This is a genomic window from Proteus hauseri (assembly GCF_004116975.1).
Classification (GTDB): Bacteria; Pseudomonadota; Gammaproteobacteria; order Enterobacterales; family Enterobacteriaceae; genus Proteus; species Proteus hauseri.
Genome location: NZ_CP026364.1, coordinates 1625905 through 1651192 on the forward strand (window position 1 = coordinate 1625905; position 25288 = coordinate 1651192).

At 34.6% G+C, this 25288-nt stretch carries 24 protein-coding genes; 6 read left to right on the top strand and 18 right to left on the bottom strand.

Annotated features, from left to right (window positions below; genetic code table 11):
- Positions 1 to 8: 8 nt before the first annotated feature.
- From PH4a_RS07345 to cpxR, 10 genes are all read right to left on the bottom strand, one after another.
- Complete coding sequence (locus tag PH4a_RS07345) at positions 9 to 1040, bottom strand: glycosyltransferase family 4 protein (RefSeq protein ID WP_129038913.1); 1032 nt, start codon at positions 1038 to 1040, stop codon at positions 9 to 11.
- On the bottom strand, positions 1027 to 2292 hold the full coding sequence (locus PH4a_RS07350) for an oligosaccharide repeat unit polymerase (RefSeq protein ID WP_129038915.1): 1266 nt from the start codon (positions 2290 to 2292) through the stop codon (positions 1027 to 1029). Before PH4a_RS07350 ends, PH4a_RS07345 begins: the two co-directional genes overlap by 14 nt.
- A complete protein-coding gene (locus PH4a_RS07355) occupies positions 2289 to 3323 on the bottom strand; it encodes a glycosyltransferase family 2 protein (protein ID WP_129038917.1) in 1035 nt (344 codons plus the stop codon). The genes PH4a_RS07350 and PH4a_RS07355 overlap by 4 nt, the downstream gene beginning before the upstream one ends.
- A complete protein-coding gene (locus PH4a_RS07360; protein WP_129038920.1) occupies positions 3313 to 3876 on the bottom strand; it encodes an acyltransferase in 564 nt (187 codons plus the stop codon). The genes PH4a_RS07355 and PH4a_RS07360 overlap by 11 nt, the downstream gene beginning before the upstream one ends.
- Before the next feature lie 7 nt (positions 3877 to 3883).
- Entirely contained in the window at positions 3884 to 4576 is a 693-nt protein-coding gene (locus PH4a_RS07365) for a WbqC family protein (RefSeq protein WP_129038922.1), read from the bottom strand.
- A complete protein-coding gene (locus tag PH4a_RS07370; RefSeq protein WP_129038924.1) occupies positions 4576 to 5685 on the bottom strand; it encodes a DegT/DnrJ/EryC1/StrS family aminotransferase in 1110 nt (369 codons plus the stop codon). The genes PH4a_RS07365 and PH4a_RS07370 overlap by 1 nt, the downstream gene beginning before the upstream one ends.
- Before the next feature lies 1 nt (position 5686).
- Positions 5687 to 7123 (bottom strand): lipopolysaccharide biosynthesis protein, encoded by a 1437-nt coding sequence (locus tag PH4a_RS07375; RefSeq protein ID WP_129038926.1) that lies wholly within the window; start codon positions 7121 to 7123, stop codon positions 5687 to 5689.
- 4 nt (positions 7124 to 7127) lie between these two features.
- Positions 7128 to 7991 carry a glucose-1-phosphate thymidylyltransferase RfbA gene (gene rfbA, locus PH4a_RS07380; protein ID WP_129038928.1) on the bottom strand — a complete coding sequence of 288 codons (864 nt, stop codon included), beginning with the start codon at positions 7989 to 7991 and terminating at the stop codon, positions 7128 to 7130.
- Positions 7992 to 8446: 455 nt separating this feature from the next.
- Positions 8447 to 9838 (bottom strand): envelope stress sensor histidine kinase CpxA, encoded by a 1392-nt coding sequence (gene cpxA / locus PH4a_RS07385; protein WP_129038930.1) that lies wholly within the window; start codon positions 9836 to 9838, stop codon positions 8447 to 8449.
- Between the two features lie 12 nt (positions 9839 to 9850).
- Positions 9851 to 10549: an envelope stress response regulator transcription factor CpxR gene (gene cpxR, locus PH4a_RS07390; protein WP_064718450.1), complete on the bottom strand. Its 699-nt coding sequence runs from the start codon at positions 10547 to 10549 to the stop codon at positions 9851 to 9853.
- A 197-nt stretch (positions 10550 to 10746) separates the two neighbouring features.
- Between cpxR and cpxP the strand changes: the two genes are divergently transcribed.
- Positions 10747 to 11289, top strand: coding sequence for a cell-envelope stress modulator CpxP (cpxP, locus tag PH4a_RS07395; RefSeq protein WP_129038932.1), 543 nt, complete (start codon positions 10747 to 10749; stop codon positions 11287 to 11289).
- 364 nt (positions 11290 to 11653) lie between these two features.
- On the opposite strand, the gene PH4a_RS07400 is transcribed toward cpxP, so the two are convergent.
- Positions 11654 to 12811 (bottom strand): glycosyltransferase family 4 protein, encoded by a 1158-nt coding sequence (locus PH4a_RS07400; protein WP_129038934.1) that lies wholly within the window; start codon positions 12809 to 12811, stop codon positions 11654 to 11656.
- A gap of 958 nt (positions 12812 to 13769) precedes the next feature.
- Here PH4a_RS07400 and pfkA point away from each other — a divergent pair.
- Positions 13770 to 14747, top strand: a complete 978-nt coding sequence (gene pfkA, locus PH4a_RS07405; protein WP_129038937.1) for a 6-phosphofructokinase — start codon at positions 13770 to 13772, stop codon at positions 14745 to 14747.
- A 257-nt stretch (positions 14748 to 15004) separates the two neighbouring features.
- Positions 15005 to 16006 (top strand): sulfate ABC transporter substrate-binding protein, encoded by a 1002-nt coding sequence (locus tag PH4a_RS07410; protein ID WP_129038939.1) that lies wholly within the window; start codon positions 15005 to 15007, stop codon positions 16004 to 16006.
- 107 nt (positions 16007 to 16113) lie between these two features.
- Here PH4a_RS07410 and tpiA read toward each other — a convergent pair whose 3' ends face one another.
- Both tpiA and PH4a_RS07420 read right to left on the bottom strand, forming a co-directional pair.
- Positions 16114 to 16884, bottom strand: a complete 771-nt coding sequence (tpiA, locus tag PH4a_RS07415; protein WP_064718455.1) for a triose-phosphate isomerase — start codon at positions 16882 to 16884, stop codon at positions 16114 to 16116.
- Positions 16885 to 16993: 109 nt separating this feature from the next.
- Positions 16994 to 17629 carry a DUF1454 family protein gene (locus tag PH4a_RS07420; RefSeq protein WP_064718456.1) on the bottom strand — a complete coding sequence of 212 codons (636 nt, stop codon included), beginning with the start codon at positions 17627 to 17629 and terminating at the stop codon, positions 16994 to 16996.
- Between the two features lie 112 nt (positions 17630 to 17741).
- Between PH4a_RS07420 and PH4a_RS07425 the strand changes: the two genes are divergently transcribed.
- Positions 17742 to 18170 (top strand): DUF805 domain-containing protein, encoded by a 429-nt coding sequence (locus PH4a_RS07425; protein WP_129038941.1) that lies wholly within the window; start codon positions 17742 to 17744, stop codon positions 18168 to 18170.
- 99 nt (positions 18171 to 18269) lie between these two features.
- On the opposite strand, the gene fpr is transcribed toward PH4a_RS07425, so the two are convergent.
- Positions 18270 to 19016, bottom strand: a complete 747-nt coding sequence (gene fpr, locus PH4a_RS07430) for a ferredoxin--NADP(+) reductase (RefSeq protein ID WP_129038943.1) — start codon at positions 19014 to 19016, stop codon at positions 18270 to 18272.
- Positions 19017 to 19349: 333 nt separating this feature from the next.
- Here fpr and emrD point away from each other — a divergent pair, with 333 nt between their 5' ends.
- The gene (emrD, locus tag PH4a_RS07435; protein ID WP_129038945.1) at positions 19350 to 20534 is read left to right on the top strand and encodes a multidrug efflux MFS transporter EmrD; all 1185 of its coding nucleotides are present in this window, start codon (positions 19350 to 19352) and stop codon (positions 20532 to 20534) included.
- A 123-nt stretch (positions 20535 to 20657) separates the two neighbouring features.
- On the opposite strand, the gene glpK is transcribed toward emrD, so the two are convergent.
- Positions 20658 to 22190 (bottom strand): glycerol kinase GlpK, encoded by a 1533-nt coding sequence (gene glpK, locus PH4a_RS07440; protein ID WP_109406151.1) that lies wholly within the window; start codon positions 22188 to 22190, stop codon positions 20658 to 20660.
- Between the two features lie 41 nt (positions 22191 to 22231).
- Positions 22232 to 23047, bottom strand: a complete 816-nt coding sequence (locus PH4a_RS07445; RefSeq protein ID WP_064718465.1) for an MIP/aquaporin family protein — start codon at positions 23045 to 23047, stop codon at positions 22232 to 22234.
- Between the two features lie 294 nt (positions 23048 to 23341).
- Here PH4a_RS07445 and zapB point away from each other — a divergent pair, with 294 nt between their 5' ends.
- The gene (gene zapB / locus PH4a_RS07450; RefSeq protein ID WP_064718466.1) at positions 23342 to 23584 is read left to right on the top strand and encodes a septal ring assembly protein ZapB; all 243 of its coding nucleotides are present in this window, start codon (positions 23342 to 23344) and stop codon (positions 23582 to 23584) included.
- A gap of 105 nt (positions 23585 to 23689) precedes the next feature.
- Here zapB and rraA read toward each other — a convergent pair whose 3' ends face one another.
- Both rraA and PH4a_RS07460 read right to left on the bottom strand, forming a co-directional pair.
- Complete coding sequence (gene rraA / locus PH4a_RS07455) at positions 23690 to 24205, bottom strand: ribonuclease E activity regulator RraA (RefSeq protein WP_129038947.1); 516 nt, start codon at positions 24203 to 24205, stop codon at positions 23690 to 23692.
- Between the two features lie 108 nt (positions 24206 to 24313).
- Complete coding sequence (locus PH4a_RS07460) at positions 24314 to 25231, bottom strand: 1,4-dihydroxy-2-naphthoate polyprenyltransferase (RefSeq protein WP_064718468.1); 918 nt, start codon at positions 25229 to 25231, stop codon at positions 24314 to 24316.
- Positions 25232 to 25288: the final 57 nt, after the last annotated feature.

Sequence of the window (25288 nt, forward strand, 5' to 3'; positions counted from 1 at the left end):
GACATACCTTAATAATTATGTAAAAATAGATTTTTGAATAGTTCAGATGCTTTATCATAGCTGTAATCATTTGAACTAATTTTTGCATTAATTTTCATGGAATCTAATTCATTAATATTTAAATAATAATGCTTTAGTATTTTATATAAAGTATCGCTATTATTATCAATTATTCTCCCATTGTAGCCATCTGTAATAATTTCAGCATTATACTTCCAATTGGATGCAATAACGGGAATTGCTGAAATAAATGCATCTACAATTGCTCCAGGAAATCCTTCACCATTATAAAAAGTAGGGAAAATCATTAAGTCATATTGATTTAATATGTCATATAAAGAATTTGAGAAAGGATTGAGTACTCCAGAATAAACAACATTTTCCCTTTTTTCTATTTCATATTTTATAGATTCATCATATATAGGGCCAAAAATAGTTAAATTTATATTTAAATTTTCGCTATTAACTTTATCCATGGCATTAAGTAAAATTAAAATACCTTTTTCTTTTATCACTCTAGAGAAAAAAACTAGATTCAGACAGTTTTCTCTAGTTTTTTTTGTTATTGTTATATTCTTTGTCTGCCTAAAATTTGGGAAGTATTCTATATTGTAAAGACCAATGTTGTTACCATTAGTTATCATTGATGGTAGTTCCACAAGGATTTTATTAAAATATTTGAAGTGTTTTAATAACCATTCATTCTCTCTTAATAGTGTATAAATCCATCCACCAATAACATAATAATTTATCTCCTTGTTCAAAACTCTAGATAAAAAAATACACCAAGGAGCTAAGGTTTTCATTCCTTTTTTTCCAAGCCCTATAAATATAACCTCACTTCTTAAGATAAAAAAAGGAAGTTTAATAAATAAAAGTAAGAATTGAATTTTACTATATTTATATATATCTATTTTTAATGTGTTATGGTAATTTTCTTTAACTAAATTAAAGAATAAATTTGTTTTTATTGTTTGACCATCTATTTGTTCTTTATTACCGCCAAAATTTCCAATCTGTAGTGCTTTATATTTTTTCATATTCTCTTATATTAAAAAATTTTTGTTTGTAAATATAATAAAAACCATAAATATATATAATTTTCATATAAGCAACGTTAAAGAAAATTACCTCTGCTTTATAATGGAAAATAATTCCCATAATAATAGCTAGAGAAAAAAGTAATCGAGACTCTTTTGATTTTTTTATTACAAAAAAACAAAAGACAAAAAAACCAAGATAAGGAATAAAACTCCCTATTAATCCAAAAAATAAAAGGAATCGCATATATCCACTATCTGTATTTTTATAATAAAATCCATCATCAGAGGTGTATTTGCCATCACCAATAAACCAAGTCGAAGTATTTTCTGGAAAGAAATACATATTGCTTAATGAATTCAATGATGATACAGAGAAAGAACCTGTATTAATGAAATTTAAAATAGGCTGAAATGCATAATCTATATATCTATTTGCTGTTTTATTTAAATATTCGTTACTATCTAATAAATACATAATTAGTGTAATGATTATTAAGGCATAACATACTAATAATAAAGAATTGATTAAAGATTTGATTTTTATTTTTCTAGATAAGAAAAATACACTTCCTAAAAAGTAACCTAATATTGCAGTTCTTCCTGCTGATAATGATGCTATAAATGCGATTGAAAATAATATAAATTTCAAGAAAATAGAGGTAGATTTATTTTCACTAATCCACTTCATTAAGATCAAGCTTAAAAATCCCATAGTAATCGCTAAGCCAAAAGCAATTGAACCAGATAAACCTAGTCCTCTAACTCCATCATAAGCTGCCATTCTCCGTAATTCTTCATCAGACCTTATATATGACTGAATTAAATTACGAACATCAGGAGAAATTAGCATTACAATTATTATTATTGACTGTACTATCAATATTGAAACGAAAAATTTATCTAAAGCTATTTCTGATTTTTGATTTTTATAAAAAAGTAGAGAAGTAATTAAAATACAAAAAATAAAAGAAACTAGATTGTTAATAATTGTTTTTACTATAGTGAAGTCATATTGATACAACAATGAGGTAATTAGTACACTATATATAATAAACAATATTAATAATAAGAAAATAAATAATGAAACATAGGATAAGAATATTTTTTTAAAATACTTCCATGAGTCAATATGACATATTGTATACATGCTAATTAGCAACATGGATATATGACTTGAATTTAATGCTCCTATTATCGGAAAGGAGAATATAAACAAAAATAATGTTATAGAAGCTATTGAAGTATTCATTTTATTTTTCTTATTAAATTAATGAAATAATTTAAAAAGGAAAGATTTTTTCTAAATAAGTATATTATAGTTTGTTTTTTATTCACATTTTTATTATATCCCCAAGATATCATTATTATATTTTTTGCGATATGGAAATATTTTAATTTCATTGCTAAAAATGCAAGCGTTGCTAATTGTTGAGAAATAGCAATATCAATAATTTTACTATCAATAGGAAAATATTTTTTTAATGAATTTAGATAATTTTCATAATCTTCACTTTCCTTTACTATTTTATCGGGACTAATTTTATTCCTAGTATCGGTCCATGACCCTTGGGTATTTATTCTGTACACTGCAGTTGATTCAGGAATATATATTGAACCATGAGGATTTGAACTATGCATTTGTAAAAAATAGTCTCCCACAGGAGCATTTATAAACCAGTTAGGAAGAGTGTCCAGAGTATCTTTTCTTACCATTATTGTAGTTGTAGGCATAAAACCTCCACCTTTAATTATGGCATCTGATAAGGTGAATATTTTTATTGAATTACTATAATTAGCAAAATCAATTAGTTTATTTTTATCCATTAATAAATATTTTGCAGCAGTAAAACATATATTGATATTATTATTTTCAAGTGCAACAATTTGATTTTGTATTTTATTTTTATCAATCCAAAAATCATCTCCTTCACAAAACGCTATATATTTTCCTGATGATTGAGATATTGCATTTAAGCCGGGAGCGTTAACTCCATATTTAGAATATAAATTTTCTTCTGGTTTTATGACTTTTATTATATTAGGGAACTTATTCTTAAAGGAAGTAATAATTTCACTTGTCTTATCAGTTGAGTGATCATCATGGATAATAATTTCAAATTTATATTTTGTTTTTTGTGCTAAAAAACTATTTATTGCATCAGATATATAGTTTTCTTGGTTGTAAGTACAACAAATAATACTAATATAAGTAATATCAGAATGAATCCATTCATCTGTTATTTCTCTTTCTGATATAGGAGAGACTAGTTTATTTATCATGTTCTTTTAAATACTCAGCTTCTAAAATTAGTAAATCTTTTTTTCTTTCTTTTATTCTTTTCGCTGGATTGCCAAAATAGATACCCCATGGTTTCGTACTCTTTGTAACCATAGATAATGCACCGACAGCTGTGCCTTCAGCTATATTTATACCAGGCATAATAATTGAATTTGTACCTATAATCGAATGTCTTCCAATAATGATATTTCTCTCTTTTAATCCTTTATATTTTAGAGGTATAGTTGGATTTGTCATTGTTCTACCACTATAGTCATCAGTTCCTGTAAATACATGACATCCATATGCTAATCCAGAAAAATCTTCAAATAAAATACTACATTCTCCAGCACTTAAATTACAGAAAGCTGCAATGTGAATGTTGTTTCCTAAGTGGATTTTTCCAGATAAAATAACAAAATCATCAATGCGACAATTATTACCTATCTCAATTTCCTCAGGCCTATATATTGAAGCTTTGCTACTTATTTTACAATTTTTTCCGATACTTTTAAATCCAATTTCTAAAAGTTGTTCTTGTGTATAAAATGACATATTTCACCTATATAACTGTATAATTATTTAATTGGTTTATTATTTCATCTTTACTACAATTCATTAAAATATCGATCATTGAGGCGTTTTTTATAAATTCACTTGAATTTATTTGAGTGTAAGGAGTAGGTATGGAATTTATAAAACTTAATTCAATATTTCTTTTCTTAAATTCATCTTTATCATAAAGAGACACTCCTCCATATGCATTTACATATTTATTTGCATTATTTATTTTACATAATTCATATATTTTTTCTTGGGCACTATTTTCCCGGTTATAATTTATTTTAGAAGAAAAATCATGATGTAATTTCAAACCGATATATTGAAAAACTTCAATTATTGATCTTGATGCTATGTTTGCAACATTCCTGTTGTTATCATTTAATATTTTTTCAATAAGAGGAAAAATAGAGGAAAAATATGGAGCTTTAGAATATGTTTGAGATATAGAAGTTAGAATTTTTCGAGTATCTTCTTGAAAATAAAGTTCATTTATTTTTTTAAAGCTAGATGCTTTAATTATAGGAATAGTAAATAACTGAAAACCATTTTTTGTTAGAATATTATTACGATTTATGTACCCTCCCTTAATATAGTTTACATCATCATAAAATATAAACAGATCACTATGATAAGCCAGCTGATAATACCCTATATAAGGGAATAAGTATGGTTGCATGATAGCTAAAATCATTATATTTTATTGCCTTTAATTATATTTATAATAAAATTAATATTATCTATAGATAAATTATGGTGCATAGGTAAACAAATAACATTATTTGATATACTTTCAGATATACTAAGGTCATATTTTTTATAATTATTATGTTTATAAAAATCAAATTCAGTAATTAGTGGATAGAAATATCGTCTCGATAAAATATTATTATCTCGTAGTCTAGAATATAATTCATCTCTACTTTCACCATAAATTTTTTCATTAATGATGATAGGAAAATAAGAATAATTTAATTTAACATTATCTTTTATATCTAGAAAAGTAATACCTTCAATTTTAGATAATTTTTCTTTATAAAATTCCGCAGCTGATTTTCTTGCTGCAATTGCATTATCTATATATTTTAAGCTGGCCAGACCATAAGCTGCTTGTACTTCATTTACTTTTGCATTAGAACCAAGTATTGGAATCTCTGTTTCTGACTCGTAACCAAAGTTTTTTAGCTGATCTAATTTCTTTTTCATTTCAGGTGTATGACAAATAATTGCACCACCTTCAATAGTTGAGTACGCTTTGGTGGCATGAAAACTTAATATTGAGAGATCTCCCCAATTTAATATAGATACACCTTCTTTTTTGACACCAAAAGCATGTGCTGCATCATAAATTACTTTTAGATTATATTTATCTGCAATCTTTTGTATTGCTTTATTATCACATGGTGTGCCATACACATGAACAGGAATAATTGCTGATGTTTTATCTGTTATTGCTTCTTCGATTTTTTTAGGGTCAAGGTTATAAGTAATAGGATCAATATCAACAAAAACAGGTTTTAAATTATTAAGAACAATAGCATGACTAGTTGCTACAAAACTATATGGTGTTGTAATAACTTCACCTTTTAGTTCTAAAGCTTGTAATGCAGAAATTAAAGCTAATGTACCATTAGAATATAGACTAATATATTTAACACCAAGATATTTACAGAGTTCTTTCTCAAGTAACTGATGATAATGCCCATTATTTGTTAGCCACTTTCTGCTCCATATATCTTCTAAGTATGGAGTTAGTTCCTCTAGCGGAGGTAGTAGAGGTGTTGTAACAGTAATCTTTTCCATTTTACATTTTCTTCTTTAAAATATTTGAGATAATAATATTGAATAGATCATATTGGAAAATACGAATGAATATTATATATATAATAGGTGTTATAGTTAACATAAATGCTAGTTGGATATAAATATTTTCAATATATAATGATATATTCCAACTAAATAATGCAGTGACAATAGTAATAATCCAAATAGGAAATAAATATTTACATTGTTTTTTTATATTTATTGATGTCAATCTTCCTGTGTAGTATGTATTAATTAATAATGCTAAATAAGATTGTATGACTATACCGATACATATAGCTTCAATCCCTAAAGGCACTGTAATTATTAAAATAATTGTAACGAGTACTTTTTTTATTATTTCTAATTTTAGAAAAAGATCTGTTCGACCTTTAACTTGTAACAAGTTTAAGTTTATTGCATGAATAGGGTATAGCATATAGGCAATACATAATATACTTAGTAACGTTGCTGTATAACTCCAACTTTCACCTAAAATAATTAGTATAAAAGGTTGTGCGATAATACCTAAACCTATTAATAATGGAAACACAATAAGAGCAGTAAGTCTTAAAGTTAAAAGATATATAGAATCAAATTCTACCTTATTATTTTGTACATGGCTTAACATCGGATATGTAACTCTTTGTATTACGCTTGTCAGTGCCATTGATGGTGTATATGATAAATTATTTGCTTGGGCAAATAATCCGAGCTGATTTGCGGAAAATATTTTTCCTATAATAATTTGATAAAGGTTATTATAAATAGTATCTATTAAACTAGAAAGTAATAACTTTGAGCCAAAGCCAAATAGATAAGAAAATGATCTTTTAGAAAATCTTTTTTTAGGAATCCAAGGTAAAGAAATATTTAATAATATTGTATTAAGAAGAGAAAAACTCAATATTTGAATAATTAATGCCCAAACACCAAATCCTAAATAAGCTGTATATATAGACAATATACTACTTAAGAATACACTAAGTAATGATACTTTTGCTTGTGTTTTAAAATTCATATTTATAGTTAACTTTGTTCTTTGAATAATAGAAAAAGCATTAACTATAATAACAAGTCCTTGAATTTTAGTTAGTATTTCTAATTGTGGTTGATTATAAAATTCTGCAATGTAAGGTGAGGAAATATATAAGATTATATAACATAAAAATGATATAAATATATTAAAATAAAATGTGGTTGCATAATCAGATTCTGATTTTATTTTTTTTCTGATTAATGCATTACTGAAACCACTATCGACTAATGTTTGTGAAATCGCGATAAAAATGGCTAACATTCCAATTAAGCCAAATACCGTAGGGCCCAGCATTCGACCTAAAATTAGCATAACACTGAGTTGTACCGCTTGAGTTGTTAGCCTTTCTATCGCACTCCACTTTAGACCATTAGTTGTTTTTTGTTTTAGGTCGTTCATTTGGCTATTTCACTAAAGTTAATAAATATTCACCATAGCTATTTTTAGCCATTAATTTTGCACGTTCGAGTATATTTTCTTTATTAATCCATCCATTATGAAAGGCTATTTCTTCTAAGCAAGCTACTTTATAACCTTGTCTTTTTTCAATAGTTTCAACAAATTGAGCTGCTTCAAGCAGGCTTTCATATGTACCAGTATCTAGCCAAGCAAAACCACGGCCTAACATTTCAACATTTAATTTATTTTGGTGTAGGTACATTTCATTTAATGTTGTAATTTCGAGCTCACCACGTATGGATGGTTTGATTTTTTTCGCTAGACTAATTACATTGTTATCATAAAAATACAAACCAGTCACAGCGTAGTTAGATTTAGGTTTTGATGGCTTTTCTTCTATTGAAATAACTTTTTTATTTTCATCAAATTCTACAACACCAAATCTTTTTGGATCTTTTACTTGATAACCAAATACAGTTGCTCCAATTGTTTTTGATGCTGCTTCTTTTAGTTTTGGTGAAAATGCCTGACCATAAAAAATGTTATCTCCTAGGACAAGACAAACACTATCATTACCAATAAAATCTTCACCAATAATAAATGCTTGTGCTAATCCTTCAGGTTTAGGCTGTATTTTATATTCAAGAGAAATACCAAATTGTGAACCGTCACCCAGTAATCGTTGAAAACTACTCTGATCTTCAGGTGTAGTAATTATTAATATTTCTTGTATACCTGCTAGCATTAATACAGATAATGGATAGTAAATCATAGGTTTATCATAAATAGGCAATAGCTGTTTAGATACACCCATTGTTATAGGATAAAGCCTTGTTCCTGAGCCACCAGCTAAAATAATGCCTTTCATTTTTAAATCCTAAAAATATATGTTTAATTGTTTTAGTTTAAATAAAAAGTAGTTTGATAAAGTTTATATTCTGAGCGTATTGTTTATAATAATTCAGCAAAAATACAACTAAACATCACTACTTATTTTTAACATAGCTACCGCACTAGGTTTACGGCTCCCAGAGCGCCAAAATTAATCTCGAAAAACCCTTATCTTTATGTATTATAAGGGTTTTGTTATATAAGCATACTTTAACAATATGCCAAAACCGCACTGAGAGTAGACTCTACAAACCAGTGGGTCAAGTAATAGCTCGCTATTTTAGCATTGATTGTAGATATATAAATATCGGAATAAGGGTCGATTCAGCCAGATCATTCTGAATTACATCATAAGACGTTAACAAAGAGAATATGCCACCTATTCTTCAATAGATGGCAGGATATATGGATAGAGTAATTTTTCTACTCAATTTATGAATTTGCCGATTTATTCCCTGTTCCTGCTCTTGGTAACCAAATTTCTACGCGTAATCCACCTAATGGACTGTCATCCGCCTTTACATTACCTCGGTGTTGACTTACTGCGGTTTCTACAATGGCTAAACCAAGACCTGTACCGCCAGATTCACGATCTCGTGCCTCATCTGTACGATAGAAAGGTCGGAATATGTGCTCTCTGTCTTCAGGGCTAACACCTGGGCCATCATCATCCACAATAATTGAAATACCTTGGTTCTGTTCTTTAAAGGCCACTTCAATGCGTGAGTTTGAATAACGCAGCGCATTGCGCACAATGTTCTCAAAAGCGCTAGCAAGCGAGTAGGGATTACAATAAATAGTCCAAGGCCCCGGTGGTGCGATGACTTGTAATGTTTTATTGCTCTGCTCTGCCTCGAATTTGGCGTTATCTAAAATATCGTCCCATAATTCGTTGGCTTTTACATTTTCACGTAATAATTCGTTTTTGTATTGATTGCGAGATAACACCAGTAAATCGTTAATCATACCGTCGAGACGCTGAGTTTCTGTTTCAATGCGCTCTAATTCTTTACTTTCACCGTGGCGGCGACGCAAAAGAGCACTGGCAAGTTGTAAACGAGTGAGTGGGGTACGAAGTTCATGTGAAATATCAGAAATTAATCGTTGTTGAGCTGCAACCATACGTTCTAATGCACTAATCATCTGGTTGAAGCTTGTACCTGCCGCTAAAAACTCTTGAGGACCCGTCTCCAGCTCTGGATGAGGCCGTAAGTTACCTTTAGCAACGTCATCAGCCGCATTTTTAAGCTGCCTTGCCGGTTTTGCTAAACTCCAAGATAACCATACTAATAATGGTGTACTGATAAGCATGGTAAATATAAGAAGTAGCAAAGGTTTATCAAATAATAAGTTGATAAAGTCAGATTGCGGGCTGCTCGATGGGCGTACTAAGTAAAGTTGGTAGTGATCTTCACCATCTCGCACTGAAAATGGCCCTAACATCTCAGAACGACCATACTTTTTCTTTTTGGGATGATCTGCGTTATCAGATTGACCAATAAAGTTTCTGACAACTTGCATCTCATTGCGTTGCGCACCAATAATTCGACCTTCACTGGTGACAATAATAAGGCGCTGACCTGGTGGTGCCCACTTATCGATAGCGCGAATTAAACGCCGCCACCAAAGCAGATCATTAGCAGGATCTTGGGCTAGTTCAGCTTCTATATGTTGTTCTAGCATAACACCTTGACGGTATTCACTCTCTAATAGAGTGGTAAGCTGGCGCGAGTCCAGCTTAGGTACCATCATAACTAGCACAAGAACTAGTGCTAGCGTCAGCCAGAATATTGCGAAAATGCGCGCTGACAGACTATTTATCATAGAAATTATTTATCACGTTATGGAAACCATCAGATAACCGCGGCCACGTAATGTTTTAAACCAAGGTTGTCCATCTGTTCTCTCTGGTAATTTACGGCGTAAATTAGAAATATGCATATCAATTGCTCTATCAAATGGCGTTAAACGCTTACCAAGGACTTCTTGGCTTAAATGTTCACGAGACACCACTTGTCCTAAATGTTGAGCAAGTAAATAAAGCAATGTAAATTCAGTTCCGGTTAATTCTAAAGGTTCGTTGTCGAAACTCGCCTCTTGTCTACCAGGATTAAGCTGTAATTTATCAACTTGTAACGTAGGCGATGTGTTGCTGTCAGTCTGTTTTTGCTCACTCCAGTTAGAACGGCGCAAAATAGCTCTGATACGTGCAACAAGTTCTCTATCATTAAAAGGTTTAGGTAAATAGTCATCAGCACCTAATTCTAGGCCAAGCACTCGGTCAAGATCACTTCCTCGCGCTGTTAACATAATGACTGGGGTTTGGAAATTTTGGCGTAACTCTTTTAGCGTCTCAATTCCGTTTTTACGTGGCATCATAATATCCAGTAATAACAAGTCGATAGAAGCATCAATAAGTTTCAACGCTTGTTCGCCATCAGAGGCGATTACAACATTAAAGCCTTCCATTTCAAGCAGTTCTTTCAATAGCGATGTTAATTCGCGATCGTCATCCACTAATAAGATTTTATGCATTCGTCAATTCCTCCAAGAGAAAAATACGATAATAAATAGCGCGGATCCATGACTTTACGTTCTTTTACACGCTCTGACGCTAGTTTGCAGGTGTAGCTGTATAGTAATCCACATAGCAACAAATTACACATATTTAGAAAAGTGTTAGTTATTAGGTCGGAATGAAATAACCAAATTAGGAATCAGGAGTGAAAGCAATGCGTAAAGTAGCAATGGTTGCATTAGCATCAATGTTTTTGGTAGCTCCGACGATGGTGTTAGCTGAAACAGCAAATACTAATCCTTCCGCTGAACAACAATACAACGGAAACTATCATTGTGGTTATAACGGTAACGGCATGCATGATGGCCGCGATTATAGAGGTCACCATGGACAACGTGGCCATATGATGAACCGTAATTTTGATGAATCCCATATGTTTTATGGAATTACATTAACTGAACAACAACGTACCCAAATGCGCGATTTAATGCGCCAGCATCATCAAGATAGATATAACAATGCTAATTTCCGTCAACATCGTGAAAATATGCATAAATTAGTGACTGCATCTCAATTTGATGAAGCTGCAGTAAGAGCACAAGTACAAAATATGGATCAACAAGCTATCGAACGTCATGTCGAGATGGCAAAAGTTCACAACCAAATGTATCAGTTGCTGACTCCAGAGCAAAAAGCACAGTTGGAGAAAAATTATCAGCAACGTATGTCATCTTTTGATGGCAGCAACAAACAGTAATTGAGTTAGAGTGTAGTAGAGCAGTACCTAGTTAGAGAGTAAGTAGCAACAACGAAGTTTTTTCCTTGCCATAGACACCATCCCTGTCTTTTGCAGCCCCTCTGGAGAGGGGCTTTTTTTTATTTCACTATTAGTAAGTTCAGTTTTTTCGGTAGGGTTAATAATATTTCTAAAAATTACAAACACAATAAATCTACCTAAAAAATAGATGCTTGAGTTCAATAAAAATAATTAAGATAAAAAAGAATAACTTGTGCAATGCTGTAATCAACAGAAAATCAGTAGAAATACTCTTTTTATAGCCCCTTTAGAAGGGGCTTTTTGTTTATTTAATTGTCGATAGTAAAAAACAGTCACAGAGATTTTATTTGTTTTTTATTTCTTCTTTAATTATTGCATGAGTATTTTTAATAAAATCATCAACATTGTGAACTTTTTTAATATATTCAATAGCTTCTAATGAAAGTGCTTTTCTTTTATCTTCATTTTCTATTAGATTTTGAATCGCATCGACAAATAGATCGACTTTATCAAATCCATTGCCCAAAACCTCACCAACATAAATACCAAATTTAGAGGTTAAATCGTCTGGATTTCTATTGCTGACTAGTAGTGTGCCGAAAGAGAGTGCCTCTAAAAATGATACGGGTAATGCTTCATGAATTGAGCTGTTAACTAATACTTTTGCATCACGTAAGTATTTATTTTTTTCTTCACCTTCAACATGACCAACAAAATGTAGATTAGGGATTTTTTCATATTCAGACATAATGTCGTGATTTTTATCATCAGCTCTAAATATTTTACCTAAAACATAAAAATTGTAGTTGGGCATTTTTTTCGCGATTTCACAAAAAATCCAACCGCGCTTAACAGAAGCAATGCGGCCTAAGAAGACAATGTTGTTTTGTTTAGGGTAAGTTAAAACATCAAAATTATAGTCGATATCAATTGGGTTCGGTGCAAATTCAATAGGAACATCTTTATCTAATTGATATAAATCGATAGCTTTTTGATTTAAACATTTTGCTTGTGTGATAAAACGCACTCTTCCCGCTTTATACCAATCATGAACAAGATCATAAATTTTTTGGTTGTAGTAGGATGTTTCAGGAATTAAATCGACAGTAAAAATCTCATCCCATTCGTACATTGGTCTTGGATCTTGGATCCAAAGAATTAGTTTTTTGTTAGGGTCTAATTCATTTTTTAATATATTGTCGTGAGTGAGCTCAACACTGAAGTAAATATCGTAGTTTTTCTTTTTTAAGAATTGCTGGGTGAACCACTTTCTACGAGGTAATTTATATAATGTAACGCCATCAACAACATTTTTTTCAGCAAAAAAATGACTTTTTCCCTTACCAAGTAAAACATCAAATTCAAACTCATCATTTTTTAAATATTTTGCTATGTAGTATCTGGCTAAATAACCATAACCGCCAAATCTTGTGTTTGCGGCTCCAAAAAATTCATCGACGATGAGTCCTACTCTAATTTTACGTTTATTTTCTTTATTCATGACTTACAGAGCCTAGGGTAAATTGTAACTAGCGATTTAATATAAAAAATAGAGACTAAAAATGTGTATTAGTGTCTATAGACAGATATCTCATACATATAACCTAAATATTATCTTAGGTGAGTAACTATGAAAAATGAATTACAAAAATCTATCTATATAGATAATAAAATTACGCATTAATGTGCGGAATGGTTTCTACATTAGTCTACATTATTTCTATCATTTCCTACAACAACGCCTCAGAGTATTCGGGTTGTAAACCTTTAGTAAGAATTTTTGTTGGTATCACGATGTTATATGCCGTGCATATTTAGGTGCTGTGTTGACACCGTAATGGTTCTAACCATCAATAATGAGTCATTACATCTATAATCAAAGAGGTAATCATTACACGACGTTATTTTTATTTTCCATCAGAAGGAGAGGTACCGCTTGATATTCTGTAACAGCCTAGGCGTAAAATCGGTAAAAAAGAGCACAAATGCTGCTATTAGTCACAAAAGTGTAGGGGATTAGTATTATTTTATAATGCTATCTCAAATTGAATGATTGAACGCTAAAAAGTGAAAAATAAAGTGTAACCGCTCTTTAAAAGAGTAAATTCAATTTTTATCGAAATCTGCCGATGATAATTTTTAGCATAAATAGCGTTTTTTTGAGATGAAAGCAAAAAGGCAGTAAAGTATCTGTATAAAAAGTGTTAACGTAGCCAGTAACCTATTTTTAATACGTATAATTGTTATACAGGCTGTCTGATTTGTTTAATGCGCGTCAAGTTTATTAAAAAAAATGTACGATAATGATGAAGTGATGAAAAATATCCGTACAATGGTGATGTTGAATCAATTCAGCATTTGCAATATTGGCGAATTATACCAAATAAGCCAGTATTGATATAAAAAAGTTATTCCGACAATTTTGCAATAATTACATCGAATAAGAATCAGAGGTAATCATGGTCAATGGGATCAAAAGAATTGGGGTTTTAACAAGTGGTGGTGATGCACCAGGTATGAATGCCGCAATCCGTGGTGTTGTCCGTGCTGCACTAAGCGAAGGTTTAGAGGTTTACGGTGTTTTTGATGGCTATATGGGGCTATATGAAAACCGTATGAAAAAACTCGACCGCTTTAGTGTATCCGACATGATAAACCGTGGTGGTACTTTCCTTGGTTCTGCCCGTTTCCCTGAGTTCCGCGAAGATAATGTTCGTGCTGTTGCTATCGAAAATATGAAGCAAAATGGACTTGACGCACTTGTGGTTATTGGTGGTGATGGTTCTTATCTTGGTGCAAAAAAATTAACTGAAGCTGGTTTCCCATGTATTGGTTTACCTGGCACCATCGATAATGATGTTGCGGGTACTGATTATACTATCGGTTATTTCACCGCATTAGAAACAGCTGTTGAAGCAATTGACCGCTTACGTGATACATCGACTTCTCATAAACGTATTTCTATCGTTGAAGTGATGGGACGTTACTGTGGTGACTTAACGCTTTCTGCTGCTATCGCCGGTGGTTGTGAATTTGTGGTGTTGCCAGAATCTGAACTGCATTTTGATCGCAATGAGTTATTAGCTGAAATTAAAGCGGGTATTGAGCGCGGTAAGCGTCATGCTATCGTTGCAATCACTGAGCACGTTTGTGATGTTCATGAATTAGCACGTTTTATTGAAACTGAAACAAAACATGAAACTCGTGCAACCGTATTAGGTCATATTCAACGGGGTGGTTCTCCTGTCGCTTATGACAGGATCCTTGCTTCTCGTATGGGGGCTTATTCAGTACAGCTTCTATTAGAAGGTTTTGGTGGCCGTTGTGTTGGGATCCAAAACGAAAAATTAGTTCATCACGATATTATTGATGCAGTGATGAATATGAAGCGTGTCTTCAAATCTGATTGGTATGAAACCGCGAAAAAACTGTATTAAAGTATACGTTTTTTCAGCTGATCTCCTTATTCGTGAACTGTTCTGATGCATCTGATTTTGCATCAGAACAGCTTCTCGATGTTCGATGAAAACATTTCATTTGGCTTTCTTATTTAACTCTCGTTTTCACACATTCTGCTCCTACTTCTTATATATGCTCGCATATGCTTGTTTTATCTAACGAGTCGTTTTTTATTATTTCATCGTTATAACGCTTTCTGTCAGCCTGTTATGAAACTCAATAATAGGGGATAGACATGTTTAAACGATGGAGTACCTTATCAACGATTTTCGCAATACTTGTATTTTCTAGTAATGCATGGGCTAAAGATATTCAACTATTGAATGTTTCTTACGATCCAACGAGAGAACTTTATCAAAAATATAATCAAGCATTTAGTCAATATTGGGAACAAAAAACTGGTGATAAAGTCATTATTCGCCAGTCTCATGGTGGTTCTGGGAAACAAGCAACTTCGGTGATTAATGGTATTGAAGCCGATGTTGCCACACTTGCACTTGCCTATGATATTGATGCAATAGCAGAAAGAGGGCGTATAGATAAACAATGGTTAACGCGTTTACCTGATAATTCAGCACCTTACACATCAACTATCGTATTTTTAGTTAGAAAAGGAAATCCTAAACAAATTAAAGATTGGGATTCACTTATTCAACCTGGTATTTCTATTATTACACCAAACCCTAAAACCTCGGGTGGTGCGAGATGGAACTATCTTGCTGCTTGGGGATATGGTTTAAAAGCGAATCAACAAGATCAAGAAAAAGCCAAGGCATTTGTAAAAAATTTGTATCAAAACGTGGAAGTTCTTGATTCAGGCGCTAGAGGTGCGACAAATACTTTTGTTGAGCGAGGAATTGGTGATGTATTGGTTGCTTGGGAAAATGAAGCGCTACTTGCTATTAATGAATTAGGTGCTGATAAGTTTGAGATAGTTACACCATCGGTTTCTATTTTGGCTGAACCTACTGTTGCGGTAGTTGATAAAGTTGTTGATAAACGCGGTACTCGTGAGATAGCAACTGCTTATTTAGAATATCTTTACTCACCTCAGGGCCAAGAAATTGCAGCAAAAAATTATTATCGCCCAAGAGATAGCGCAATAGCTGAAAAATACCAAGATCGTTTTCCTCAGTTAACGCTGTTTACTGTTGATGAAGTCTTTGGTGGCTGGCAATCAGCACAGAAAACCCATTTTGCTTCAGGGGGCGTATTTGATGAAATTAGTCGTCGTTAATACGAGATAGAAAAAGTAAGAGATAAAAAAATCACCTTCTATTTAATGTAGTAAGGTGATTTTTTCTATTTTTTATCGATTAAAGGTATAACCTATTAAGATAAAAATTATTTTTTCGCTTTAGCTTCTGCTGCTGCTTTAACGATAACGGCAAATGCATCTGCTTTAAGTGAAGCTCCGCCAACTAATGCGCCATCGATATCTGGTTGACCAAATAATTCAGCCGCATTTTTATCATTAACAGAACCGCCGTATTGGATAATCACTTGTTCAGCGATAGCGGCATCTTTCTTCGCGATATGGTCACGAATAAATTTATGAACAGCTTGAGCTTGTGCAGGCGTTGCAGATTTGCCTGTACCGATAGCCCAGATTGGTTCATAAGCGATAACTGCACCTTTAAATGCTTGCGCGCCATGTGCATTTAAAACAGCATCGATTTGGCGAGCACAAACTTCTTGTGTTTTACCTGCTTCGTTTTCAGCTTCAGTTTCACCAATACATAATACAGGTGTTAAACCTAATTCTTTTAATACACCGAATTTTTGAGCGATAAACTCATCTGATTCTTTATGGTAAGTACGACGCTCTGAGTGACCGATGATAACGTATTTAACATCGACATTTTTCAGCATTTCTGCGGAAGTTTCACCAGTGAAAGCACCTGATAGGTTAACACCCGTATCTTGAGCACCTAATGCAATACGGCTACCACCAACTTCGTGGCGAGCTTGGCACAGGTAAACTGTAGGCGGTGCGATAGCAACGTCACAACCTGCAACACCGCTAACTTCTTTACGTAATGCAGCGATTAATTCGTGTACCATTTTAATGCTGCCGTTGAGTTTCCAGTTACCCATGACTAATGGATGGCGCATAACTTTTCCTCCAACCGAGTGGTTTAAATTAAATTTGCTGATAAACACATACAATTATGTTGATACACAACAGTATAGAGAACATTGAATAGAATAGCTTTGTTTTTTATCACGGAATAGCTGAATCGATATTGCTATTGAGTGACAGCTTAATGGGTTCAATGGCAAAGGTTGTTAGTTGAGTTCCTTCGTTAGTAATAATATAACGAATTGCGCCTACATTATGGCTAATATAAACAGGAATATTATTTTTGAAGGCGAATAAATCGAGTACTTCTTGAATTTGTGTTGGGGTAATAGAAACGTCAAATTGTGCCACAAATGATGTAATGTATTTTGTTGCTATTTCAAGATTCTGTTTTTCTATTTCGGGTGATTCTGGAGTGTGAATTAGCGTGAGTTGTAGGCTTTTTATTTTTTCGCTACCACGTTCTAACACGGCCGATGAATATAAGTAAGGTGTGATGCGTGTGGCGGCTCTAACGAGAGGGATCGTAATATCGTTATTGGTAATAATTTTATATTCGTTTAAAAATAATAGTGGGTTTCGCTGGTTGAAATTTGCGCGCAACATAGGAATAGTCAGTTCAAAAACAGGTGCATCCTGTTTAAGGTAAGAAATATCATCTTTACTAGGTTGTTTTTGTGCGACTAATTCTACTGTCGCGAAAACCGATGTAGGCAAACAAAGAGCAATACTGATAATAATCGGAATTAACGTTCTATCGATGCTTTTTTTTATCATCTGTCCTCCGTTTGTCTGTTCTGCTATAGGTGAAAATAAACTCAGTCTGTATTATTGGATAGCAAATGGACAGAGTAACTCACTAAATAAGTATACTATTGAGAAAATATTAATGACATTACAACATTGGGCGTTTTCATTCAAAGGTCGAATTGGGCGTCGTGATTTTTGGTCTGGTTTTGGGGTGTGTTTCGTCCTGTTTTTAGCTTTTTCTCTTTTAAATGAATATTACCCGCTACCTGCGATCTTAACTTGGGTGCTATTGTTTATTATCCTCTATCCTATGTGTGCTATTTTTACTAAAAGATTACATGACAGAAATAAACGCGGTATTTGGATTTTACTTTTGTTATTTGCTGTAATGCTAGGATTAGCCGATACCAGTAGTTTAGACTCGTTTTGGCAATGGGCAATAGGGCGTTTTCTTCCTCTATTTATTATTATGGTGATATTGCTCGATTGCGGTGTATTTGTTGGTACTGATGGTGCTAATTATTTTGGGCAACAGACAGAGAAAGTTGACTATAAACGTTTACGTTAACTTTAATCGCTATTCATCGATAGCCTTAGATTAACAAGTAAGGGCCGATTTCTTAGTGAAGTCAGCCCTTAGTTTTATTTTTTGTCACGAGCATAGCTATTACCAATATTGCTCACTAGTGATATGCCCCGGTTTACGTCGTAAATGTTTACGCATTTCTCGTTGTTCTTTAAGGAGTTGTTGAGTATCTCTAACCATTTGTGGATTACCACATAGCATAATGTGGCTCTCTTTTGGGGTGATGGTTAATCCCACCATTTTTTCTAAGGCACCATTTTCAATTAATGCCGGAATGCGTCCCGTTAATGAACCAATATGGTTTTCTCGGCTAACAATAGTTTGTATGCGTAATTTACCTTGGTAACGTTCGACTAGTTTTTCCATTAACGGAAGATAACTTAAATCGTTGGCGTAACGAACAGCATGAACTAATACTATATTTTCAAACCGTTCTAGATCTTCACCAAGTTGTAAAATAGATAAAAACGGGCCAATAGCGGTACCAGTTGAAAGCATCCATAAGGTTGTTGCATCGGGAACTTCTTCTAAGACAAAAAAACCACTAGCTTGCTGTGTTATAAGCACTTCATCGCCAATAGTTAGCGCGGATAAATTAGGGCTTAGCTTACCTTCTGGCACCGTAACAAGATAAAATTCTAAATGAGGATCTTCTGGAGAATTTACATAAGAGTAGGCTCGTTGTACACGTTCGCCCTCGATATCTAATGCCAATTTTGCAAATTGCCCTGCTGTAAACTTATCTACAGGTGCCTGTACAATCAGACTCATTAATGCCTCTGTCCAATGATGAACTTGGATAACTTTTCCACTGACCCAGTTTGCCATATTATGTTATCTCCTCTCTTATGAACGCGCGTATATCGCCTGTTTATTCTAAAGAAGAAGCTGATTTTTATTTATCAAGATGATGTGCTGGTGTTATTAATCTGAAATTTTGTTAATTGTTGATATAAAATGTACATTTATATTGACAACTATGGTGTATTTCTCTGACATTAGCACTCATACAAAAATTGCTGACTATCTCGCAAATTTTTCTAAATTTGTTACCTTAGTCTCATTCTTAGCAGAAGTGCATTCGCAGAGTTTATTTAAATAAATCCTCTGGAGTGTTTTCCTGTCCGTTAATCTGTTAATTGTTAATTCTTGAGCAAAGAAATGAGAAAGTTAGAACATGCAAATCTGTTATTACTGATTATTGCACTAGTTGCTGTGGGTCAGATGACCCAAACTATTTATGTTCCTGTTATTGCTGATATGGCGGTTTATTTCGGTGAACCGACAGGTGCCGTACAACAAGTAATGGGCGCCTATCTTTTTTCTTATGGATTTTCACAACTTATTTATGGCCCTATTTCCGACAGAATTGGGCGTCGCCCCGTCATTTTGATTGGCATGATCATTTTTTGTTTAGCTACATTAGTGGCGATTTTTTCAAAAAATCTAACCACATTAGTTATCGCAAGTACATTACAAGGTATGGGTACAGGTGTTGCCGGTGTTATGACACGTACTCAACCTCGTGATTTATATACAGGCACAGCACTTCGTTACGCCAACAGTTTACTGAATATGGGGGTGCTTGTTAGCCCATTATTAGCACCAATGATTGGTGGTGTGGTTGCACATTTTTTTGGCTGGCATGCCTGTTATATTTTCCTATTATTATTAGGAACAAGTGTTTTGTTTTGTATGTATCGTTGGATGCCTGAAACGCGTCCAGTACAAGCTGAAAAACGTAAAATGCTGTCCTCTTTTTATTTATTGTTATCAAACAGTACGTTCAGTGCTTTTTTGATTATGCTGATTTGCGCATTATCCGGCATCGCTGTTTTTGAAGCTTGTAGTGGTGTGTTAATGGGTGGGGTATTAGGATTAAATAGTATTACGATTAGTATTTTATTTATTCTGCCTATTCCTGCGGCATTTTTTGGTGCTTGGTATGCTGGGCGTGAAGGAAAAACCTTTGTTCAATTAATGTGGCATTCGGTTTTTTGTTGCTTAACAGCAGGTATTTTAATGTGGATCCCCGGTTGGCTAAACATTATAAATATCTGGACATTGCTCGTTCCTGCGGCTTTATTTTTCTTTGGTGCAGGAATGTTATTTCCATTAGCAACAACTGGGGCGATGGAGCCTTTTCCTTATTTAGCGGGTTCTGCTGGAGCATTAGTGGGTGGCTTACAAAATGTAGGTTCAGGTATAGCAACATGGTTTTCGGCATTATTACCACAACACAATCAATTTAGTTTAGGAATGATTATGTTTATTATGTCGGTTGCTATTGTGCTTTGCTGGGTACCGCTGGCGCATCGTTTTAGCCATGAAGAGCATACTGTTTAGCGAATTTATAGATTTTAATATTTATCTTAGAAAAATGCCGATAGCTTTTATAAGCTATCGGCATTTTAGTTTTGTAGCCTGAGCTACCTCTCTCTCTCTAACGCTTTAAATTATGTTGAGCAATTAGCCGCGATCTTCCCACTCTTGAGCGCGTGCAACGGCTTTTTTCCAACCGTTATAACGATAGTTACGTTCAGTGGTTTCAATACCAGGACGGAATTCTTTATCAATTGCCGCTTTATTTTTTACTTCATCTAAATTATCCCAGAATCCGATAGCCAGACCCGCAAGGAATGCGGCCCCTAGAGCCGTACTTTCGCGAACAACAGGACGTTCTACACGAGTGCCTAGAATGTCAGATTGGAATTGCATTAAGAAGTTATTAGCAACTGCACCACCATCAACACGCAGCGACTGTAGACGAGCACCAGAATCTGCTTGCATTGCATCAAGAACATCACGAGTTTGATAAGCAATAGACTCTAAGGTTGCACGAATAATGTGGTTACGATTTGCACCACGGGTTAAGCCGAAAATCGCACCACGAGCATACGGATCCCAATAAGGCGCACCTAAACCAGTAAATGCTGGAACAACATAAACACCATTAGTATCATTCACTTTGGTTGCAAAATATTCTGAGTCAGTCGCTTCATCAATTAGTTTTAGCTCATCACGTAGCCATTGAATCGATGCACCACCAACGAATACAGCACCTTCTAACGCATAATTCACTTCGCCACGAGGGCCACAGCAAATGGTGGTTAACAAACCGTGATTAGAACGCACAGCTTCTTTACCTGTATTCATTAGTAAGAAGCAACCTGTACCATAGGTGTTTTTTGCCATACCGCTTTGCACACACAGTTGGCCGTAAAGTGCAGCTTGTTGGTCGCCCGCCATACCTGCGATAGGGATACGAGTACCGCCTTTACCACCGATATTGGTTTGGCCATAAACTTCAGAAGATGCCACCACTTTTGGTAGCATATTGCGAGGAATATCCAACAGATCGAGGATTTTCTGATCCCAATCTAATGAGTGGATATTAAATAACATTGTACGAGAGGCGTTAGTGTAATCAGTGACATGAACACGACCTTGCGTCATTTTCCACACGAGCCAAGTGTCAACGGTACCAAATAATAGCTCGCCTTTTTCTGCTCTTGCACGAGCGCCTTCAACATTGTCGAGGATCCATTTGAGTTTTGTACCCGAGAAATAAGGGTCAACCATTAATCCGGTATTTTGGCGAATATACTCTTCAACGCCTTCTTTATCTTTTAAACGAGTACAGAAATCTGCAGTACGGCGGCATTGCCATACAATCGCATTATAAATAGGTTTACCGGTTTCTTTTTCCCAAACAATAGTTGTTTCACGTTGGTTAGTAATACCGATACCCGCTACATGGTCTGATGGAATATCTTCTTTGGCTAAAACTTCGACTAAAGTTGCACTCTGTGTTGCCCAAATCTCCATTGGGTCGTGCTCAACCCAGCCTGGTTTAGGATAAATTTGTGTGAATTCACGTTGTGCAATGCTGACGATATTTGCATCGTGGTCAATAACCACTGCGCGTGAACTGGTTGTCCCCTGATCTAGAGCGACAATATATTTTTTCTCAGTATTCGATAGGTTTGTTTCAGTTGTCATAATAATAATCCGTTCTGATAATCAACAATATTATCTAATAGTTATTTGTCGTCTTCGATTTTGCAGGTATCACAAGGTAAGTGACGGCCAATTAATTTACGGTAAGCTAACGCACCTAAGATACCACCAATAAATGGCGCAATCATAGGTACTAAGAAGTAAGGAATATCTCGCCCGCCAGTAAGCGCTATATCGCCCCAACCAGCAAAGTAAGCGACCAGTTTAGGACCAAAATCACGAGCTGGGTTTAAGGCGAAACCGGTTAATGGGCCAAATGCCCCACCAATAACGGCGATTAAGATACCAATAAGTAAAGGTGCTAGTGGGCCTTTAGGAACCCCGTTACCATCATCAGTCAGTGCTAAAATAAGCCCAACCAGAATGATTGCAATAATAACTTCGATAAAGAATGCATGTACAACAGAAATTTGTGCTGCAGGGTAGGTAGAGAAAACACCGGCGGTAAAGAGACTTTCTTGTGAGCCTCGTATAATTCCATTTACTTGTTCATAGTCGGTGAATAAATTGTAATACATAAAGTACACGATAAGCGCGGCAAAGAAGCCGCCTAACATCTGTGCAATGATATAAGGTAATACTTTTCTGCGCTCAAAACAGGCAAATAACCAAAATGCAACTGTAACGGCAGGATTCAGGTGAGCACCCGATGTGCCAGCGGTAAGGTAAACGGCTAAGGCAACACCTAGCCCCCAGATAATGCTTATCTCCCAAAGGCCTAGCTGAGCACCAGCAATACGCGCTGCTGCAACACAACCAAGACCGAAGAAGACTAGCAATGCAGTTCCGATAAACTCGGAAATACATTGACCCGTAAGAGTGGTTTTCGTCTGGCTCATATATTCTATCCTGAAAGAGGGTTATTTATTGTTAGTATTCTTTTCTAATTGAAAAGATAACTGTAAATTTATCGTTAATGAGCGTAAACGAGAATAAGCGAAATTGAATTTTGTGTGTCTCATCATGAAAATGAGTGAAAACGCTCTTGAATAGTGACTTGTTCGACATTTGTAATGTGATCAGACCAGTGTTTTTGACAGAATGAAAAAAAAATGTAATTCCACGGAAGATGCTAGACAGTTGTTGATAGGCTACTTACAATCGGGAGTATCGATTATATGGGGGATTACAGTATGTCATTTGAAGTTTTTGAGAAGTTAGAATCTAAAGTACAACAAGCTATCGATACCATCACTTTATTACAGATGGAAATTGAAGAGTTAAAAGAAAAGAATGACGCGCTAAGCCAAGAAGTGGAAGGTGCTAAAGAATCAAGAGAAGCATTAGTTCGTGAAAACGATGAACTAAAACAAGAGCAATCAAGTTGGCAAGAACGTTTACGCGCACTGTTAGGCAAAATGGAAGACGTACAGTAAATTGTTTAACTTTGTATTTAGTTAAAATAAAAGCCACTCTAGGGTGGCTTTTATATCTCTTGAACAGCGCAATAGAAGAGAAGACACAACTAAGTAATAGCTTACTTAAATGTCTAGTTGTTCTTCGTCGTCATCGACATCTAAGCCAAGTGGCTCTTCTGATAAAATAATTCCAGTGTTATCTGCATAAAGATAATCGCCAGAGAAGAAGGTTACACCGCCGAAGTTAACACGAATATCACTTTCGCCAATTCCTTCACTAGGACAACCCGCAGGTATTGCTGCCATTGCTTGAATACCCAAATCAAGCTCAGATAATGCATCTACTTGGCGTACCGCGCCATAAACAACGATACCTTCCCATTCATTGAGAACAGCAAGTTGTGCTAGCTCAGCATCAATTAAGGCTTTACGCACAGAGCCACCGCCATCGACCAAAAGAACGCGGCCTTTACCGTTTTCTTCTAGTAAGTCATAAAGCAGGCCATTGTCTTCAAAACATTTTACGGTGATGATTTGCCCACTAAAAGAGCTACGACCACCAAAGTTTGAAAAGAGCGGTTCTACGACATTGATATCTTCTTGATAGATATCACAGAGTTCAGAAGTATCATAATTCATAGGATTTACGTCAGGTTGCCACAGGAAAGTTCAGTATATCCCTTAACAGGGGGTGTTGGCAAAAGACTCACTGGTAATTCAGTGAGTCAAATCAACAATCCGCTAAAATTATTCTAAAACTAAACCTAAAGAAAATAATACATTGGTAAGTAGTGCGGCTTTAACCATATGCTCAAGCAATGGGCGCATCGCTTCACCGCTATGGTCTGCATTAACACGTTTAATATGCAGTAATAACATTGGTACGGCTAATAAAAATAGCCACGCAGTCCAACGGTGCATATAAAGTAGCGTGAAGAAAATTAAGCAGACAATAGAAAGAAAAATAACGCAGGTATGATAAGTACGAGATCCAGCAGCGCCTAAACGAACCGCTAAGGTATTTTTGCCCGCCTGGATATCACTCTCTAAATCGCGCATATTATTAATATTAAGAACAGCGACAGAAAGTAATCCACATGCAGTCGCTGGGAGTAATGTCTCAATAGCGAAAGTGTTTGCTTGTAAGTAGTAAGTACCGATAACACTTAGCCAACCAAAGAAGATTAAGACTGAAATATCACCGAGTCCCATATAACCATAAGGGCGTTTCCCTACGGTATAAGTAATTGCGGCGACAATGGCTAACAAGCCCATCATTAGAAATCCAATGGCGTCTTCTGGCTTTTTGCATGCGACAACAATAAGTGCAATACCTGAAATGCAGGAAATAATAACATTTAAAATTAGCGCTTTTTTCATTTGAGCTGGTGTTATTACACCTTTTTGCATTCCACGCAGTGGCCCTAAACGCTCTTCAGTATCAGTTCCTTTTACAGCATCACCATAATCATTAGCGAGGTTTGATAGGATCTGTAAAGTTCCTGCTGTTAAAATGGCCAGCAGTGCAATAGGTAGCTCAAAATGACCCATCCAGTAAGCCAGTGCAGAACCAGTCACTATCGCGATTAACCCTAAAGGCAATGTTTTGGGTCGTAAACTTTCAAGCCAGGCCTGAGTCCGGCTGGTGGAATTTAGAGAGCTCATGCTGAAATTCAATACTCGTGTTCGTTGTTATTATAAAAATAAGAATGGGAGGCAAGC